The 19,085-nt window shown below is 68.8% G+C and carries 15 protein-coding genes; 3 read left to right on the forward strand and 12 right to left on the reverse strand.

Annotated elements, in window-relative coordinates; genetic code table 11:
- Positions 1–289: 289 nt before the first annotated feature.
- The 12 genes from AB852_RS08640 to AB852_RS08695 form a co-directional block, all read right to left on the reverse strand.
- Entirely contained in the window at positions 290–571 is a 282-nt protein-coding gene (locus AB852_RS08640; RefSeq protein WP_073787543.1) for a hypothetical protein, read from the reverse strand.
- Between the two features lie 211 nt (positions 572–782).
- Positions 783–1,142: a hypothetical protein gene (locus AB852_RS08645; RefSeq protein ID WP_073785728.1), complete on the reverse strand. Its 360-nt coding sequence runs from the start codon at positions 1,140–1,142 to the stop codon at positions 783–785.
- Positions 1,143–2,303, reverse strand: a complete 1,161-nt coding sequence (locus AB852_RS08650; protein ID WP_073785730.1) for an ImmA/IrrE family metallo-endopeptidase — start codon at positions 2,301–2,303, stop codon at positions 1,143–1,145.
- Positions 2,296–3,699: a hypothetical protein gene (locus tag AB852_RS08655; protein WP_143201192.1), complete on the reverse strand. Its 1,404-nt coding sequence runs from the start codon at positions 3,697–3,699 to the stop codon at positions 2,296–2,298. Before AB852_RS08655 ends, AB852_RS08650 begins: the two co-directional genes overlap by 8 nt.
- Before the next feature lie 595 nt (positions 3,700–4,294).
- Complete coding sequence (locus AB852_RS08660) at positions 4,295–4,711, reverse strand: hypothetical protein (RefSeq protein ID WP_073785734.1); 417 nt, start codon at positions 4,709–4,711, stop codon at positions 4,295–4,297.
- Between the two features lie 529 nt (positions 4,712–5,240).
- Positions 5,241–5,909, reverse strand: coding sequence for a UvrD-helicase domain-containing protein (locus AB852_RS40580; RefSeq protein ID WP_245876689.1), 669 nt, complete (start codon positions 5,907–5,909; stop codon positions 5,241–5,243).
- A gap of 351 nt (positions 5,910–6,260) precedes the next feature.
- A complete protein-coding gene (locus AB852_RS08670; RefSeq protein WP_143201193.1) occupies positions 6,261–6,647 on the reverse strand; it encodes a hypothetical protein in 387 nt (128 codons plus the stop codon).
- Between the two features lie 257 nt (positions 6,648–6,904).
- The gene (locus AB852_RS08675) at positions 6,905–11,047 is read right to left on the reverse strand and encodes a SpaA isopeptide-forming pilin-related protein (protein WP_073785738.1); all 4,143 of its coding nucleotides are present in this window, start codon (positions 11,045–11,047) and stop codon (positions 6,905–6,907) included.
- 664 nt (positions 11,048–11,711) lie between these two features.
- On the reverse strand, positions 11,712–12,791 hold the full coding sequence (locus tag AB852_RS08680; RefSeq protein ID WP_073785740.1) for an arylcarboxylate reductase: 1,080 nt from the start codon (positions 12,789–12,791) through the stop codon (positions 11,712–11,714).
- Complete coding sequence (locus AB852_RS08685; RefSeq protein ID WP_073785742.1) at positions 12,788–13,750, reverse strand: malonyl transferase; 963 nt, start codon at positions 13,748–13,750, stop codon at positions 12,788–12,790. Before AB852_RS08685 ends, AB852_RS08680 begins: the two co-directional genes overlap by 4 nt.
- Before the next feature lie 259 nt (positions 13,751–14,009).
- Positions 14,010–14,363 (reverse strand): LuxR C-terminal-related transcriptional regulator, encoded by a 354-nt coding sequence (locus tag AB852_RS08690; RefSeq protein ID WP_073785744.1) that lies wholly within the window; start codon positions 14,361–14,363, stop codon positions 14,010–14,012.
- A gap of 33 nt (positions 14,364–14,396) precedes the next feature.
- Entirely contained in the window at positions 14,397–15,158 is a 762-nt protein-coding gene (locus AB852_RS08695) for a thioesterase II family protein (RefSeq protein ID WP_073785746.1), read from the reverse strand.
- Between the two features lie 369 nt (positions 15,159–15,527).
- On the opposite strand from AB852_RS08695, the gene AB852_RS08700 reads away from it, so the two are divergent.
- The 3 genes from AB852_RS08700 to AB852_RS08710 all read left to right on the forward strand — a co-directional run bounded on the left by AB852_RS08700 (position 15,528) and on the right by AB852_RS08710 (position 19,039).
- Positions 15,528–16,364 (forward strand): metallophosphoesterase family protein, encoded by an 837-nt coding sequence (locus AB852_RS08700; protein WP_073785748.1) that lies wholly within the window; start codon positions 15,528–15,530, stop codon positions 16,362–16,364.
- Positions 16,365–16,377: 13 nt separating this feature from the next.
- Entirely contained in the window at positions 16,378–17,049 is a 672-nt protein-coding gene (locus AB852_RS08705) for a 4'-phosphopantetheinyl transferase family protein (protein ID WP_073785750.1), read from the forward strand.
- Positions 17,050–17,170: 121 nt separating this feature from the next.
- Positions 17,171–19,039, forward strand: coding sequence for an AfsR/SARP family transcriptional regulator (locus tag AB852_RS08710; RefSeq protein WP_073785752.1), 1,869 nt, complete (start codon positions 17,171–17,173; stop codon positions 19,037–19,039).
- The last annotated feature ends 46 nt before the right edge of the window (positions 19,040–19,085 follow it).

The raw sequence follows: 19,085 nt of genomic DNA on the forward strand, positions 1-19,085 counted from the left end.
GCCAGCCGGTCACACGATCACTGATCGCCTACGACCACTGATCATTCGGAATGACTCGTCTAGAGCTCGATCGGCCGGGTGCTTCGAGCAGGACGTCGACACGGATCTCCCGGCAGGCCGTGAAGACCGTCGCCGAGCCGTCGTCCTCGTCGTGTTCCACTTTGGGCGGGCCCCACGGGGTGACTGCGGCTCGGGCCTCCTCGAGGGTCATGCCGAGGTGTACAGGGCCAGCGCTGCGGGGCGGTTCCAGAACCAGGTCCATGAGTTGCGTGTCTCCCCTCCGGTGGGCTCACAGGTTACGGATGGCCTCCGCCAGGTCGGGGCCGTAGGACGCCCAGCAAACGACTGATCCGTCGGTACCGAGCTGCCCCATGTACCACTCGCCGTCGTCGAGCACGAGGCACAGGTCGTGGAACCCGAGGACTGCCTCAGGCCGGAGTGTCATGTATTCGTTCTGGCCCGGCTGTTCGACAACTACCAGCCTGTCGAGGGAGAGCGGGGTGGCGCTCCGGTCCTGCGAGAGCGTGCGGATCTGCTCGATCGTCCATCCGGCGGGCAGGTATGAGGTCACCGTCGCATGATCGCAACTTGCCGCGCCTCGGGGCCACTCGTCGATGACCGCACCCACCGCTGTTGTCTCGTGGTGCATCCACCCGCCACGTCATGATGGCGTACGCCACCTCGACGCGGCGGGGGTCGGCGGTCTCGTCGGATTCGACGCGCCGCATCAGGTCCGGGCCGAGGCTGCCGGGGCGGACCGGCAAACTTCCCAGACATGGCTTCTAGCGCGGGTCGCGTTCCGATTCGGTCTGCTGGGGTTCCCGACGCTCTCGGTCGATGAGCTCGGTGATTCCCTCGATGCTTCCGTCGCTGCGTGACCGTCGCGAGCGGACCCGGCGAATGACGCCGCGGGTGGCCGACTTGAGGGAGCTCGCGATGACGTCGGAGGCCACACCACCGGCGATGGAGAGGGCGATGGTGACGATTTCCGAGACCCCGAAGCCGTGTCCCTCCTCGACGGCCAGCACCTTGACGTTGATCCCGTGGTCGGTGAACTTACGCTCTTCGACGTCGATCAGCACCGACCCGGGGAGACCGGCGTCGTGCGGGTCGATCTCCACGTCGAGCTCGATGACGGTCATTCATGCCTCCGGAACGGGTCGGGGGAACATGTGCAGGGTGTGCGAAGTCGGGCGGCCGGCATGCTCGGATGTCAGGGTGCTTTCCCACCTGGCGGCGCTTTCCCGCACGGCCTTCGCGCTCGAAGCCGCCAGCTGACGGCGTATGGACTGGATGACGTAGAGGCCGGCGCCTCCCAGAACGACGTCGGTGCTCGACGGGCCGGCCGACCGGACGAAGGGGTGGATCAGGGTCTGTCGTGGTGGTCCGGTGACTGCGAAGGTCCCTTCTTCGCCAGCCAGGCGCCATGCCAGCAGCTTTTCCACGGCGAGGATTTCGAACAGCCAGCGGATCGCCATCCAGATGTCACCGATGGTGACGTTCTCGGCGGGGTTCCTGAAGAGTGCGTCGTAGGCGAAGCGATCGGCTTCGGCCTCCAGCTCCGGACCTGATCTGCCCTCTTCGTGCAGGAGGAGGTGCGCGAACTCGTGGGCGATCATGAAGGTCATCTGGATCCGTGCCGCATTGACGGCTCCTCCCCCGGCCAGCTCTGAACGTACCCGCATCATGGGGGTCTGGTCCCATCGGACGTTGCGGTACAGGGGCAGCAGGAACGGAAGGAGACTGTCGTAGGACGGGTTCGGCAGCGCGGCGTTGCTGCCGGTCGTGCCTATCAGCTGCTGCCGCACGCTTACGGCATTCCAGAGGAACAGGTCGATGGTGTGCCACAGCTGTCGAGTGACCAGGGACAGCCTTATCTGGCGTGTCGCATGGTGAGCGCGGACATACAGGCGAGGGTCGTAGGTGACAACGACCTCGATGTCGTCGACCTGGGGGAAGGCAGGACGCAGGTGATCGCGGACATGCACGACTGTTTCTTCCGCCCAGGTGGGCAGCGGCAGGGGATGCCCCTGGTTGGTCCACCAGTACAGGCGCAGTGCGCGATCGAGTGCGGTTCGCCGCCACGTGCGATGCCGCTCCACGGACGCCTCGTCCGCAGCTGATCCGAGGCTCGCCACCGACCGGAGGACGAAGTAGATCAGAGACTGGCGCTCGCGGTCTTCTTCCAGGAGCGAAAGCGCAGGGATGCCGTGTGGAGGAAAAGGAGGTTCTGACGACTTGTCGAGCAGGTAGTTGAGGTACGAGTCACTGTCGAAACCGATCCCGCTGAATTCCTCAGGCATAGGCCACACCAAGATTGTCGAGGTGCACGAACAGAGCCAGTTCGTAGTCGGCGGCCATGTGTCCCGCCACCGTGACGTGCGTGCCGGCCCCGCTGGACCGCAGGTGTTCCTCGATGCGCTCGGCCGCACCCGTGAGGACGGCGGCGTACGAGTCACTCGGGCCGGCCGTGGAGAATAACGTTCTCAAACCGTCAAGCGTCCAGGCGAAGCGCATGACCTCATCGCAAGCCACGGGATCCCCCGAGGGCGTCAGGAGACCGTCGAAGGTGGTCATGTCGGCAGGGATCAGGAGAGCGCAGCGACGAAAGATCACCACGGCCAGGAGGTAGTCGTACACCGAACCTTGCGAAACCGCCCGGCTGTAGGCCGTGAGCGCCAGATCGAGGAGCATCCAGCCGGCCAGCTGGGGTAGCCGGTAGGTCGTGAGGCGTGATTCCACAAGCGCCATGTGGCTGAGCAGCGCATGTGCATAGCCGCCGACGCGTATCCGCTCACCCGCCAAGTTGACAAGGTTCTGGAGTCGGTGCTCGGACTCCACAGGGTCGGGGGAGGCGGCCAAGGCACGCGCCAGAGCGGACATCGTGTCGTTCAGCGAGTCGAGACCGCCGAGGAGGCGGTACCGGGCGATATAGGCGAATCCGAGATTCGACAGGTACGGCATTATGGAGGATCCTTCGAAGTCCGCCTCCGCCACGGCCCTGCCCAGGAGGGCGACCGCCTCGTCGAGATCGTCCCGTGAGCGATCTCGCTCGCCACGCAGGCGCAGGGCACGCCCCAGCAAGTAGCAGGCCTCGGCGGCCTTCCGTCGAGGACCGGTGAGTGCGGCCACGGCCCGGCGGAGCGATATGACTGCCTCCCCGAGGGCTCCCGGAACCAGGGCCAGTTCATGGCTCATGAGGAGGGCCCGGCCCACGGTCTCGAACCGCTCGCCTTGCTCGATGCTGCCGTCCGTCGCCGACTCCGCGAGGGATCGCGCGATGCCCGAGACCGTCAACCAGTCCTCTGCCGAACGCTCGGGGTCTGTGGATTCGGTCAACGAGGCGCGGACCCCGTAGGCGGTGAGCCGTGCCCGCTGGACGTCGATCCGAGCGCGCGCTTCGGGAGAGCGCGCTATCGCCTCGTCTAGGCGGCTGATGCCCCTTGACAGAGGCTCCGTACTACCCAGAGCCGGACACGCGCCGATCTCCACCCCCACGAGTTCCAGGAGCGGCAGTATCGAATCCGGGACGGTGGGGTCTCGCAGAACGGCTTCCCACAGCGCGACCGACTCTTCGAATGCTTGCGTGTCCCTGCCAGCCATGGCTTGTTCGGCCAAGGCCCGCGCGGATTGAACCTGCGCGGCGGAACGACCCCAGATGCCGCCGTCATCGACGTCCGTGCCCAGTAGGTCCGTCACCGCTCCAGTATGCGTCCCGACCCGGCATGAGTAGCCCTGAACGCCGCAGAACGTCTTGCCCATACTGGGATCCCGCACAGCGAGGCCGGCCCCAGGCGTTCGACAGGCCCGTCACCCAACCGAAGGCGTCGGCCCAGCGCGGTCCCTGCAGCACGACGCGCCCCTTTCGGTGATCAACGCGTCAGCGGCGCATGGCGGCCTCCGTGGCCAGGACCTGGCGGCGGCGTTGCACGCGGGACCGCGCGACCGGGGCCGGCGCATCGTCCGGGCCGACGCCTAAGCGTCCGGACTGCGGGTCTTCCCGTCATCAGAACGATCCCACCCCGCACTGTGATCATCACGGCACGAGGCAAGACACGGGCCCCAGCGCCAAAACACGGCATCGCCGCTGCCCGGCACCGGCGCCGAGGGCCATGTCCGGCTGCCGCACGCGGACGGCATAGACGGACTGCCGCCCGCCCGGGCGCGTTTCGGGCAGTGAGACGCCGCCCAGGCCGGTTGCGCCATTGCGCCTGGTGCCGTACCGGCATGGCGGACCGGCTTCGCCGACGACCTTTGCCCGGAGCCCGAGGGGGGTGGGTAGGACCCTCGGTGTTCAGGTCGTCGAGCCGTCGTCGTACGGCTCGTGGGCGGGGACCTGCCCGATGCGGCGCCGCTGCCGGTCACCGGTGAGCGCGACAACACGGTGCAGGGGCACCCCGACAGACGTGTGCCCTCCCGCAGGGGAGAACTCCAGGCTGCCGGTGCCGGGGTCGAAGGCGATCACGGTGCCGTACAGGCGGTGCAGTGCGGTGCCGGGCCGGGGTCCGCACTCCACGTCCAGGCACAGCATCCAGTCCTTCAGCCAGTGCACGGGCAGCTCCGCCAGCTCGGCGGACGCACTGCCCCCGGCATCGTCGTCCGGCACCCAGCTGTACCGGCCGACGACGAGCTCGTCGTACCGCGCGATGGAGCCGAGGTCTCCCTGAAATGTACGGCCCGGGTCGCGCCGCGCCGCCCGCACCCCGGTCACCAGCGGGGAGGGCCGTCCGCCGGGCCCGTCGTCCCCGGCGTCCGCCGGAAGGTACGGTTAGGTGCCGCGCAGCAGCGCCCGCGCCTCCTGCCCGGCCTGTCCGGCAGCGCCGTCCGGTACGGCGGGTCCGCTCACGATCCTGCCGCTCCCGGCCGCGGCGTGCCCGGCGGCGAACGGGGCACGGCCAGGACCACGGCGTGGTCGGGTTCCCAGGTGTAGCCGGTACGGCGTACTCCGAACGGCACGGCGGGTGCGAGCTGTTCGTACTGGGCCAGGTAGGCCACAACCGTTGTCAGCGGTGCCGTCGGCGTTGACTACTCAATGACCATCAATCGATCGCTCGAGAAAGTACGCCCATCGCGTTCCGCCCGAGGCCGATCCACAGGTCCTGACACTACTCTCCGCAGACTCGGACTGTGCGGATCAAGCGCGCGTCTGACGATCGATAGACGCTGGTCTTCCGTCATGAATCAACGGTAGTTGTCGGGCATGACAGCCTCCAGGGTGTTCCCAGAGTGAACAGGGTCTCCTACGGCATGACGAACGTGGCGCTGTACTTCGCCCGCGTCACCGCGACGTAAAGCTTCGCCCTGTCTCCGGCCTGGGTGCAGTCTCGGGTCTGGTAGTAACTGATCATCGGCTTCGTCGGGAAGATGAGCACGCGGTCGAACGTGCTGCCCTTCGAGGTACCCATGTTCATTGCGTCGAGACCGCATGTATCGGCTCGCTTGTCCCAGCGCAGCACCGTCGGCGCGTACTTCTCGGCGTACTCCAGCACGGCCGATTTCCCGATCGCGAAGATGCCATCGTGACCAGTCACTTCGGTGTTCTTGGACACGGTACGCGCAAGGTTGGGGTACAGATCATCTGCGAAATCACAGATATCCTGGTTGCAGCGGTAACTCTCTACTCGGTTTTCAACGAGGCACAGGTCGGTACGTGTAGCCAACCACTCAACGATGCCACTCCCCTTGCACTTCGCGTTCTTTGTAGCGTTGTTCGTTGCGAAGGTGACCTGGCGAGGATCACCAACCACCGTGACGGCAATCGGCGACTTCATCAAAAGGTCCAGGAGGTCGAGGTCGCACCCTGCCACGTCCTGGATCTCATCAATGAAAATGTGGTCGTATATCCGCGAAAGACGATCTACCACCATACCCTTGCTCAGTTTGTTGGCCTCGAAGGAGAACGCCGACACACCGTCTCGATATGCCGACTTGCCGCGATCTAGGTAGTACTGCTGAGGCTTGCTTTTGGGATGTACCTCGAACGCTGTCCCACGAAATTGAAGCCACCCATCATTCCCGCTTCACCGAGAGCAAAGCTCTGATAGGGGCGAGCACACTCGTTGAGAATAAACGTGAACCAACCCATGACCGTGGCGTGCCGCGGTAGCACGCCAGTGCCCGCGCTCAGTCGGCTCACGATCTGATGGAGGTTTTCGTTGGTGTAAGTCGTCACCAAGACGCGCTTGCTCGGATCAGCGACAACGCAGTCGATGATGTGCTGGGTCTTCCGCGAGCCAGCCGCCGCGATAACGGCTAGATTATTAGGCGACTGCATCCCTGATGTACTCCGGCATGTTGATGTTCTGGTCGCTAGAGAAGATCGTTAGAGCACAGGTTGTCTTTCGATCCTCCATATGCTCAAGCAAGTCTGCCTCGGAGGCAAAATTCTCTCCGAGGATGGCGTTCATTGCGACTAGACCGTTCGCCTTGAGGAGTTGCGGCTCGAGAGTCCTGTACGTCTTATCCTGTCCCACGTGAACAGAGATGTTCGGGAAGGCAGTGTGAGCGGCGTACTTTCGCTGCACCTCTGCGGCCTCGGTACCGTCGTTATCCCTCACGACGGCGACCACATTTCCGGTGAGTGATGCGATATCCAGGGCTGGCGCCCGGCCGGGGCCTTGGCCGCAGCGTGAGGTCCTGTGGTTCACAAAGGTGAAGCTGTCTTTGGGCCCTTCCAGCAGGCCACTGCGGCTTGAGGGCGGCTATTGCGGGCGGCCCAGGGGAACGCGGGAGCGGACCGGACGAGGAAAGATCACGGCGTACACCTGGCCGGGCTCCTGGCACACCGTCGCGCTCCGTTTCCAGAGGTACCAGCAGCCGTTGCCGGGCGCCGGGGGGATTGGGCCGATGCAGTGAGGCCGGGGGCCGCGTGTGCGGTCCCCGGCCTCGTGGATGTGCGGGTGGGTTACTTGCCCTTGCCGGGCTCCCCGCGCTTGTTGGCGATCTTGACCGTCACGGTCTCACCCGCGTCCTCGGGGGTGATGACGATCGGGCCGCGGACCGGGTTGTCGGGCAGGACGTAGCCCTCGGGCACGTCCGTCTCGCGCACGTAGTACGTCCCCGTCGGCAGTTCGTCGAAGACGCACAGTCCCGCGCGGTCCGTGGCACAGCCAGGACCGGTACGGGTGTCGGGCGGGGTGGAGCCCGACGGCCGGGTCTGGAGGCCGGGGACGCCGTTGGTCTCCTCCCACAGTTCGAAGACCGCGCCCGCGAGGGGGCGGCCGTTCTTCGCGTCGGTCTTCTCGACCTTGATGACGCTCTCCTCGGCCGGGGTGCGGCTGTTGCCGGCCGTGACCGTGACGCCCTGTCCGGCGTTCTCCGGCGTGAGGTTCAGCGGGCCGAAGACCGGGGCGGAGGGGAGGTCGTACCCGTCGGGCGCCTGGGTCTCGCGCCAGTAGTACGTACCCGTCTCGACCGTGCGGGTGCACTGGCCGTTGGCGGGGGTGGTGCAGGAGCCGCCGACCTGGGTGTCGGGGTTGCCGCCGGTGGTCTGGAGACCGGCGATGCCGTTGGTCTCCTCCCACAGCTGGAACACGGCTCCGGCGAGGTTGGCGCCGGTGTCCGCGTCCTTCTTGACGACCGTGACCTCACCGGTGACGGGGGCGGTCGTGGAGTTGTTGGCGTTGACGGTGACGCCGGTCGGGGCGTTGGCCTCGGTCAGGACGAGCGGGCCGAAGACGGGGTTGGCCGGGAGGTCGTAGCCGTCGGGGGCGCGGGTCTCGCGCCAGTAGTAGGTGCCGAGGTCGACGGTGCGGGTGCACTGGCCGTTGGCGGGGGTGGTGCAGGGGCTGCCGACCTGGGTGTCGGGGTCGGTGCCGGAGGTCTGGAGGCCGGGGATGCCGTTGGTCTCCTCCCACAGCTGGAACACCGCGCCCGCGAGGGGTGCCTGGGTGGTGGAGTCCTGCTTGACGACGGTGACCGTGCCGGTGACCGGGGCGGTCGGGCTGTTGTTCGCGGTGACGGTGACACCCTGTTCGGCGTTCTCGTCGGTCAGCGCGAGCGGGCCGAACACCGGGTTGGTCGGCAGTTCGTAGCCGGGCGGTGCCTGGATCTCGCGCCAGTAGTACGTGCCGGTCTCGACGTCGCGGGTGCACTCGCCGTTCGCGCCGGTGGTGCAGGACGCGCCCACCTGGACGTCGGGGTTGCCGCCGGTGGTCTGGAGACCGGCGATGCCGTTGGTCTCCTGCCACAGCTGGAACACGGCACCCGCGAGGTTCGCGCCGGTGTCCGAGTCCTTCTTCACCACCGTGACCGCACCAGTGGCGGGGGCTTTGGGGGTGACCACCCGTGCGCTGCAACTCGGCTCGCAGCCGGGGTCGTCGGTGCCTGGGGCGGGGGTGACAGTCGCCGTATTGGTGATGTCGTCCGAGGCGTCGGCCGCGGGGGTGCCGGTGATGACGAAGGTCACCTGGCCTCCCGCTGTGATGTTCACCAAGGTGTCGACGTCTCCGGTGCCGGAGGGGTCGGTGCATGCGCTCGCCGTTCCTGCGGCCTCGCACGTCCAGGTGAGGCCGGTCAGCAGCGCGGGTCGGGGGTCGGTCACGCGGACGGCGTGCGCGTCCTGGGGGCCCGTGTTCTTCACGATGACCGTGTAGGTCAGCGGCCGGCCGGGTGTGTAGGACGGGGAGTCGGCCGTCTTGGTGACACTCAGTCCGATGTCCGCGCAGCGGGTCGGGTACAGCGTCTGGGGCTCGCGTGTCTCGTGGATCCACGCGCCTCCGCCGTCGTAGATCAGGGTGTCGGACGGGGTGTAGGTCTCGCCCACGGTGACCCGGGGGCCGCAGGGGCTGCCCCAGTCGTTGCTGCCGCGCCCGCCGACATCCCTCGGCGCGGGGGTCGCGGCGGTGGTCGCGGCGACGGGGGTGTCCCGGGCGTCGACGGCGACGTTCCCTCCGATCATGTCGTTGTCCTGATTGCTGTCCTGTCCCGTCTCGGCGTTGGTGAACGTGCGGAGGGCGACCGAGTCCTTCGGGAAGACGTTGCCGCGCACCAGGACGGTGTCCCGCATGACGCGCCAGGTGCCTTCCTTCTCGCCGAGCTGGATCATCGGTCCCGTACCGGTGAAGACATTGCCGAGGACGTCGATGTCCGAGGACGAACGCGACTGCTGGTCCTCGGGGGTGTTCGGGAAGGTCGCCGGGTCGAGGTTCTCCAGCGCGGTGCCCGCGCGGACAGCGCCCGAGTTGTCCTCCAGCGGGGTGAAGGAGATCTCGTTGTCGCTGACGGCCACATGGTGCGCGGGGACCGCGTAGACGACGTAGTTGGCGGGTCCGCCGCTCACCTTGTTGCGCAGATAGTCGAGCGTGTCCCCGCCGTAGGGGAAGAGGACGCCTGCGGGGTTGTCGGTCAGCTGGTTGTCGGCGAACGTGATGTCGCTGCTCTTCTGGATGACGTCCAGTCCGTCGGCGCTCGCGGACGGGTTGATGGTCAGGTTGGCCACGCCGGCGTTGCCGGTGAAGGTGCTGTTCCGGACGGTCAGCCGGATGACGGATTCCGTGTACGTCGCCCACCAGTCGATGCCGCTGACGGTGGCGTCGGTGACCGTGACGTCCGTCGTCATGTCCCAGTAGAAGGCGTTCGCGCCTCCGGTGAGCGTCGAGTTCTCGACGCTGATGTGGTCGGAGTAGTAGAAGCGGATCGCGGCGGATCCCCGGCGCACGTCGTCGGGGTTCTCGTAGCCCTCGACGGTCACGCCGCTGATCACGACGTCGGTGTTCTCGTAGCCGCCGATGCCGATGCCACCGCCGCCGCCCGCACCCGCGACGAGTTCCAGCGAGGTTCCGGTGACCCGCAGGCCCGAGTTGTTGGCGACGAGGATGCCGGTCGCGACGTCCGTGAAGGTGCCTCCGGTCACCACGGGGCCGTTGAGGGGATGACCGGACGTCCGCACCCAGACCTGTCTGACGCCGATGCGCACCCCGCTGATCTGCGGGTTGTCGAGGGTCACGGAGGTGGCGCGGACCAGGTCGACACCGGTGCCGGTACTCCCCGGCGCGCCGGAGACCTTCACGTCCGTGAGCCTGGCGCCGGTGGTCGCCCCGAGGCTGATGCCCGTCGTGCCCATCCGGGAGACCGTCACCCGGGTCAGCTGGGGGCCCTCGCCCGTTGTCGCGGCGGTGGTGGTGATGCCGTTGACATAGCCGGTGACCGTGCTGTCGGTCATCACGACACCCGTGGAACCGCCCAGGCCGACGCCGGTCGACCCGGCCAGCGACGTGCCCGTGAGGTGCACCTCGTCGAAGGAGGCGCCGGTCGTCCTGCCGGTCACCACGCCCTGCAAGGTCGCCCCGATGTCCACACGGGAGAACCGGGGGCCGGTGCCGGTGGCCGCGGCCGCCATGAAGAAACCACGGGTGACTCCGGTGATCTGCGTGTCGCGCACCACGACGGAGGCCGCGCTTCCCGCGTTGATGCCGGTGGAGACGCCGTTGGCGGCATTGTCACCGTTGTCGAACACGTAGTTCGCGACCGTTCTTCCGGTCGCCGGGGTACCGGAGAAGGTGATGCCGGTGATGGCGGCCAGGTTCGCCGTGTTGGTGATCCTGATGCCGTCCAGCACGGTGTCGGCGGAGGTCGCCGCGACCGTCACGACCGTCCTGCTCGCGGCGGTCGGCTCGAACGTGACACCGCTGACGGTCAGTCCGCCGCCGGTGACCGAGAACAACGCGGTGACCACCGAGGCCGACGCACTGGCGAGGGTCACCCGACGGGGCACGGTGATCGTCTTCGTGAACACATAGCTGTCGGGGACGATGCTGACGGTGTCCCCGTCGGCGGCCGCGTTCATCGCCTGTTGCAGGGTCAGCAAAGTCGGCGGCTGAGTGGGGCCGACCCAGGCGATGAGGGAGTCGTCAGCGGGATTGACGACGCGGCGGCCCGGCGCATCCGACCGGTGCGACGCTGGACGCGCCACGGTACGGGGCGCGGCCCCGGCGGGCCCCCCGCCCGGGGAGCGGGCCTCGCCGCCGCCCTCGCGGCCGGCGGCGTAGCCGGGGACAGGACGGTGGTCCAGTTCCCTGACCGCCGTGACCCGACCGGGAGCCGGCACCGCCGGAACCGCCGCGGCTCCCCATACCCCCCACACCAGCAAGCAGGTCAGCGCTGCCCGCACCGACCGGGCTGCGGCCGATGGACGTCTTCGGTTCAAGGACTCTCTCCAGGTCACTTCCGCGACTCCCCCGGAACAGGGACGCGGTGCCCCGATCCAAACCGGACGACCGACGCGTCCTACGCCTGACGCGCTGGGCGTAGGACGACTGCCACAGCACCGGCACCCGTCCGCGTGAAGAAATGAGGGCGCGGCCGACCCACCACCGGGTGCGGGCGAGTCCGTGGTGCCGGTGCCGGTGCCGGGGGTGGTCGGGGTGCGGGTCACGGTTCCCATTGGCGGGGAGCGTGGTGGGGTGGCTCAACCGGCTTTCCACGAGCCCGTGGGTGGGTGTGCTGGTGAGGGCCGGTGCGGGTGGCGTGCGACAGGTTCGCGCGTTCAGGTGAAGGGCGGGTAGTTGTCTCTTGGAGTCCGTCTGCGCCGTGTAAGGAGGGCGTTCGGTCGCGTGGGTTCAGGGGATGGTGTGGCAGCGGTCCGCGGATGAGCGGTGCCCCCGGCTTCGTCGGCGACGAACGGGTGGTGACGGCCGGTGCCGAACTCCTGGCGCTCCGCGACCCGGGCGCTCCGGGGGCAGCCGTACGGTCGGGGACCGTACGGTGCGGGTTCAGTACAGGCCCTCGGGGGCCGAGCTCGTGGTCTGGAGGGGGCGGACGTTGGCGACGCCGTCGATGGGCCAGCGGTCGGTGCTGTGGCGCAGTGCCTGATCGCGTTCCAGGATGTTGGGGAGGAAGAGGTCCTCGTGGAGCACGGTGAGCCGTACCTGGCCCACGGTGCCGGGGGCGACGGGGGTCGAGCGGTCGGCCTTGTCCACCACCGCCATCGTGACCTGTGGATAGTTCGGGACATAGCTGATCAGCTCACCGTCCCGCTCGATGTCCAGGCAGGCCGCGTTGCCGAAGGTGTTGCCGTAGGTCAAGCCGCAGATCCCGCCCCGCAGGGCGGTTCTGAAGGTCCGGTACATATCGGCGCTGATCTGGGTGCCGCTCAGGCGTACGCCGTCGAGGGCGGCGACGAGTTCGGGCCGGCGTTGGCGGAGGGCCTGGAACAGGGCCGGTGTGGTGTTGAGGTACTGGACCCGGCCCTGCCGGAGCACGTCGGTGATCTGCTCCAGCAGATGGGTGGTGTAATCGCCGACCTCGGCCAGCCGGCCGGCCCGGATGAGGCGCTTGACCCACCGGGGGTCCATGTCCACCGCGTACACCTGGCCGGCGTGGAGTTCCGAGACCTCCTGGACGCCGTTCCCGATCAGATGCGGTCCGGTGGGCGTGGCCTGCAGCCAGGTGCGGCCGGGTGCGAAGCCTTCCCGGACGAAGGACCAGCGGCGCCAGATCGCCCGGTGCGACAGCATGTCGGGGGTGTAGAACACCCGGCAGGGTGTGCCGGTGGTGCCGCCGGTGTCCCAGACACGCCCGGCGAGCGGCCGGGGCACGGACTGCGGGACGAGGTCCGCGGGGTCCTCCTCGCGCAATCGGTCCAGGGGGAACGGGCCGAAGGCGCCGAGCTGGTCGTGGCGGGTGATGTCACGCGGGTCGAAGTCCAGTTGGTGGACGCGGCCGAGCCAGTACAGGCTGCCGGACACCGGGTCGAAGTGCCGTCGGACGACCCTGCGGGTCCATTCGTCCAGGTCGGTGTCCAGCCATCGCGCGACCTGGGCGTCCGGGTCGGCACGGGTGGGGGCGGTCATGACAGCGCCGGGGCGCCGGTGAGGTCGATGCCGAGGTCGTACGCGGTGGTCAGAGCCTGTTCGATGTGCTCCGGCTGCTCGATGTGCACCACCGGGAAGGGGAACGCGAGGATGCCCTCCGGGATCGAGGGGCCCATCACCAGCCCGAGTTGTACGCCCTGTTCCCGCATGCCGTCGTAGACGTCGACCAGGCTGATGGGGTCCGTGGAGTTGCGTTGGAACAGGTCCCTCACGTCGGCCGCGGTCCGCAGGACCTTGGGTTCCAGGCAGGACAGCAGGGGGATCTCGGGGTCGGTGAAGGACATCGCGTCGATGCGCGGGGCCATGAAGTCGCGGTAGTGCCGACGCAGCGGGGTGTGGACGGCGATGGTGCGGCCGGGGAGCGGAACCACCGTGCCCGGTGGGACCTCGGCGGCGAGTGCGTCGAGCGCTTCGGCGTGGCCGGCCAGCATGAGGATGCGCTGGGTGCCGTCGGTGGTGGGGCCGAAGTCGCCGGCCAGATGGACGCCGGGGACATTCTCGCCGGGGTGGGAGGGGGCGCCTTCGCCGAGGGCGCCGAAGGCTATGGCTATCCCCTGCCGCGGTGCGTCGGCGGGCGGTTCCGGGGTGTCGCGGGAGCCGGCCAGCATCTCGAACAGTTCCCGACGGTCCACCGATCCGGCGAGGCAACTGGCGGCCATCGCACCGAGACTGAGGCCGCCGATGGCGGCAGGGCGTAGATTGAACGACGCGAGCACGTCGTGCACACCGATCGCGAGGGCCGCCTCGCGGACGGTGCCGACGCTCTGGCGTTCCTCCTGGGCGGTCGGGAGGTCTTCCTCCAGGATCTGACCAACGGTCAGCCCGGTCCACTCGGAAACCTGTTCGTACCAGCTGCGCACCACCGGGTAGGTCCGATGGAGCTCCAGGCCGTGCGGCTCGGTCCCGACGCCGCCGCCGAACAGGTAACCCAGACTCATGACAGCTCCCGTGAATTGGTGTGCGAAAAGGAGGGGCCGGTGCGGCCCAACGGTAGAGCAGCGAAACCAGGGCTACCAGCACAATGCCGCAGAATCCGCTCTCCGGGCGGGTGATCGGAAGCCCGTCTCGCTGCGCGATATCGATACGATATTCCGGTCTGGGAAAATCTACCGGAAGCGTACCGCTGGAGCACTTCTCCCCCTGAGGGAAAGACCTATCGGAAACGAGATCGGGGAACAGGCGGCTACCGCGCTCTCCCTATGTTTCGAGGAATTCCGGAAGGACCCGGGGCGGCCATGCCCCGACGCTCAGCACGCCGAGGGAATGTGCCCGCGAGACCAGGGCGGCCCGGTTCGCGACCTGGAAATGACGCAGCATCAACCCGATGCGGTACTCGACACCCTGTCGGCTCAGATAGAGGGAGGCCGCCAGCTGGACGGTCGAGGTGCCGACCGCGACACCCTCCAGGATCAGGACGTCCAGCGCGGTCAGCCGTCGGACGCCCACACCGCCGGAACAGTCCTCGCCCGACGGGCCGGGGTGATCGGCGCGCTCGGACCGCGGCGGTCCCTGCGCGGAGTGGATCTGCCCAGAGGTGGATAACGGTGTCACCCTCAACACCCCCTATTCCTGATGTTCGTGGTATCAGGCGCGCGGTGCGGTGGCGAGGTGCTCGCGGAGCATGCCGATCACCTCGTCCGGCCGACTGCTCAGATAGAAGTGCCCGCCGGGGAAGACCTTGAGGTCGAACGCGGCCGTCGTGCGATCGCGCCAGGTCCCGGCCTCGGACACGGGTGTCCAGGGGTCCTGGTCCCCCACCGCCGCGGTGATCGGGCACCCGACCGCGGCGCGGGGGTCGGCCTGGTAGGTCCCCAGCGCCCGGTAGTCGCCGCGCAGCGCGGGCAGCACCATCCGCAGCAGTTCCTCGTCCTCCAGGAGCCGGGCGTCGGTGCCGCTCATGGACTTGACCTCGGCCAGGATGCCCTCGTCGTCGAGGGGCTGTGAAAGCTCCGGCCGGTCCGTGGACGGCCCCCTGCGGCCGGACACGAAGAGATGGTCGATCCGGCCGCCCGCGCGCTCGATCCGCCGGGCCACCTCGAAGGCGACCAGGGCGCCCATGCTGTGGCCGAAGAAGGTCAGCGGGAGGTCGTCCCAGCGGCGCAGGGCCTCGAACACCCCGTCGGCCATGAGGTGGAGATCCTCGACGCCGTGCTCCTCGCGGCGGTCCTGCCGCCCTGGGTACTGCACCGCGAGGAGGTCGACCGGGCCGCACAGTTCGGCGGAGACCGGAAAGTAGAAACTCGCCGAACCGCCGGCGTGCGGAAAGCAGACCAGCCGACGTTTGGCCGTGGGCGAGGGATGAAAGCGACGGCACCACAGGTCGCTGTCCAAAGAGAGGGAAGTCATGTCGACCGTTCATTCCTTTCTCAAATCCGCGCGGCGCCAGTGGGCAGGGTGAGCCGATCATGTGGGACATCCTCCGCACCGGCGGACCGGCTGGTAGGCATACTGAATGCCGGGAGCGCCGATCGGCGGCGATCGGAGAGTCACGGGCACCGCATATCACAGCCTGCCATGCCGCTCGGAATGTCAGCAAGGGCGCACCGGCGCAGTCGCCTCACACACCACCGGGTTCAATTCCGGTTGTTTCCGCGGTGAATGGCGGGATCGTTGCGGTCCGGGCAACCTCGTGGGATTTACTTGACGCCGAACCGGCGGCAACGGTCCGGCCGGACCGAACGCCGCGGGCCCGGCGCGTACGCGAGGAGCACCGTTATGGCAAGGCTGTACGCCGTCAGCGACCTCCATGTCGCCCATCCGGAGAACCGGGCCGTTGTCGAGGGGATGTTCCCCGAGGACGAGGGGGACTGGCTGCTGCTGGCGGGGGACGTGGGCGAGTTGGCCGCGGACGTGGAGTGGACGCTGCGGCTGCTGGCCGACCGGTTCTCGACGGTCGTGTGGGTGCCGGGCAACCATGAGTTGTGGACCCATCCGGCCGACCCGGTGCGGTTGCGCGGCGAGCACCGGTACCGGTATCTGGTGGAGCTGTGCCGGCGTCTGGGTGTCATCACCCCCGAGGACCCCTATCCGATCTGGACCGGTCCGGGCGGTCCCGTGACGGTGGTACCGCTGTTCCTGCTGTACGACTACAGCTTCCTGCCGCCGGGAGTGCGTGACGTCGGGGCCGCGCTGGCCTTGGCGGAGGCCGCGGGTGTGGTGTGCTCCGACGAGTTCCTGTTGCACCCGGACCCGTATCCGACGCGGGCCGACTGGTGTCGTGCGCGGGTCGTCTCCACAGAGGCACGTCTGGCCGGCTGCGACCCGGCGCTGCCGACGCTCCTGGTGAATCATTTCCCCCTGGTCAGGGAACCGACGGAGGTGCTGCACCATCCGGAGTTCGCGTTGTGGTGCGGTACCACGGCGAGCCGGGACTGGCCTGTGCGGTACCGGGCGTCCGCGGTGATCTACGGGCATCTGCACATTCCGCGGACCATCCACACGGACGGGGTACGGCATCAGGAGGTGTCCCTCGGCTATCCGCGCGAGTGGCGGCGCTGGGGCAAGCCGGACCCGCTGCTGCGCGAGGTCTTCCCGGCCGGGGAGCAGCGGTGACGGGTGTCCGGCGGTGATCGAGGATCTGTTGCCGGCGTCGGTCGAGGTGGCGGAATCGCTGGGGGACCCGCCGGGGTCGGAGTTGTTCCCCGAGGAGGAGCCGCTGGTGGCCCACGCCGTGGAGCGGCGCAGACGGGAGTTCACCACGGGGCGGTGGTGTGCCCGGCAGGCGCTGGCCCGGCTGGGCCTGCCCCAGGCACCGCTGTTGGCCGGGCCGCGCGGGGAGCCGCTGTGGCCGGAGGGTGTGGTGGGGTCGATCAGCCACTGCGCCGGGTACCGGGTGGCCGCGGTGGCCAGCAGCGCTGATCTGCTCGCCCTCGGGGTGGACGCGGAGCCGGTCGGTCCCCTGCCGGAGGGCGTGCTCGACGCGGTGACCGTCGCCGGGGAGCGGGCCGCGCTGGACGGGTGTCGGCGCGTGTCGCCTGGGGTGTGCTGGGACCGGGTGCTGTTCAGTGCCAAGGAGTCGGTCTACAAGGCGTGGTTCCCGCTGACGGGACGGCCGTTGGACTTCCTGGACGCGTTCGTGCGGCTGGACCCCGTACGGGGCGTGTTCTCCGCCGGGCTGAGGGTGCCGGGGCATCGGGTCGGCGGCTCGGTGGTCGACGGATTCACCGGCCGCCTGGCCGTCTCCGGTGGCTTGGTGCTGACCGCTGTGGCAGTTCCCCGGAGCGCAAACCCGCCGTGATCGCAAGACATATGTTCTAGGGATACATCTAGATATACGGGGATCTTGTTGACCGGAGCATGATCGCCCAAGACGCTGGGGGCATCTCTGGCCATCGGTCGTGCGACGAAGAGGGATTTCCTTGAACTTCCTGCTGCTGGGCCCGCTTTCCGTCCGGTTGCACGCGCGTGAGGTCCACGTGTCGGCGCCAAGGCAGCGCGTGGTCCTGGCGGCGCTCCTCCTCAACGCCAACCGGGTGATCTCGGTCGACCGGATCGCCGAGTACGTGTGGGACGGCGCACCGCCGCCGAGCGCCGCCGCGACCGTCCGCACCTATGTGATGCGGCTGCGGCATTCGCTGGGTGAGCACGCCTCCGCCAGAATCCTCACCCGGGCGCCCGGGTACCTCCTCGAACTCGGGGAGCACGAGAGCGATCTGGGGCAGTTCACGGCGCATCGCCGACGCGCGGCGGAGCTGGCCGGGCGCGGGGATCTGGAGGGTTCCTCCACCGAGCTGGCCGAGGCCCTCGCCCTGTGGCGTGAGGAGCCGTTGGCGGACATTCCCTCGCGGACGCTGCGTGATGTGGAGGGCCGTTACCTCCAGGAGCTGCGGTTGCAGACCATGGAACTGCGTTTCGACGCGGAGCTCGCGCTGTTGCGGCACGCCGAGGTGGTGCCCGAGCTCGTACGGCTGGTGCGGAAGTACCCGTTACGTGAGGCCCTGGTGGGCAAGCTGATGCTGGCGCTGTTCCGCTCGGGAAGGCAGTCGGAGGCACTGGATCTGTACCGGCGCACCCGGGTCCTGCTCGTGGAGCAGCTGGGCGCCGAGCCGAGCGCCGATCTGCGTGAGGTCCAGCGGCATATCCTCTCGGCCCATGACCGGCCCCGTACGCCGGGCCCGGTGGAGCCGCCCGCCAAGAAGGCGGTCGCGCCGGCCGCGCCCTGGAATGGTCCTGGTCGGCCGAGTCCGGCTCAACTTCCCTCGGTCGCACCGAAGTTGTCGGCACACTCGGGTCCGCTGGCGCGGCTGGAGCATTTCCTCACCACCGGCGCGCTGCCCGCGGGCACGGTGGCGACCGCGGTGGTCACCGGTCGTGGCGGCGTCGGCAAGAGCGCGCTGGCCCTGCACGCGGCCCACGCCGTGCGCGAGTGCTCGGTGCACGGTCAGCTCTACGCCGACCTCGGCGCCGGGCCGCGACCGCTGACCGCGCGCACGGTGCTGCCGCGGTTTCTGGCCGACCTCGGTGTGCCCCGGGGCGAGATCCCGCGGGAGGAGTCCGAACGGGAGAGTCTGTACCGTTCGCTCACCTCGGACCGCCGGGTGCTGGTCGTGCTCGACAACGCGCACAGCAGCACACAGATCCGGCCGCTGATACCCGGCAGCGGAGGGAGCAGACTGCTGGTCACCAGTCGGCGGCGGCTGGCCGATCTGGAGGGCGCGCGCACCCTGCTCCTTCCTCCGCTGGACGAGGCCGGGTCCCTGGAGCTGCTGGGGAGCATCGTCGGACCGGCCAGGGTCGGCGCCGAACCGCACGCCGTCCGGACGGTGCTGACGATCTGCGCGGGCCTTCCGCTGGCGATCCGGATCGCGGGGACCAGACTGCTGGAGCGCCCGCACTGGAGCATCGGGGACTTCGCCCGGCGGCTCACGGAGGCCCCGCGTCTGCTGGACGAGCTGTGCGCGGGCGATCTCGGGGTCCGCCCCTGCCTCGACGCGGACCATGCCGGGCTGCGGCGGACGGCCCCGGACGGTGTCGATCCCGCCGAGGTGTTCACCGCGCTGGGGGCCGCGGAGGCGTCCTCCTTCTCCGGCAGCAGGGTCGCGGTGCTGGTCGGCTGCTCCGAGGCCAGGGCCGAGGAGGCCCTCGACACCCTGGTCGAGGCCAATCTGCTGGGTGCGCCGAGGGCGGGCCGCTACTGGCTGGACGCACTGCTGAGGGCCTACGCCGCCGAACAAGCACAGGCGGTCGCCCTGCGGCAGCGCGGTCGCCCGTTCATGCGCGCCGGGTGACCCTCCCGGCGCCCCGACCACGGAACATCCCGCCGACCGGCCCCTT

Source organism: Streptomyces uncialis, assembly GCF_001905345.1.
Classification (GTDB): Bacteria; Actinomycetota; Actinomycetes; order Streptomycetales; family Streptomycetaceae; genus Streptomyces; species Streptomyces uncialis.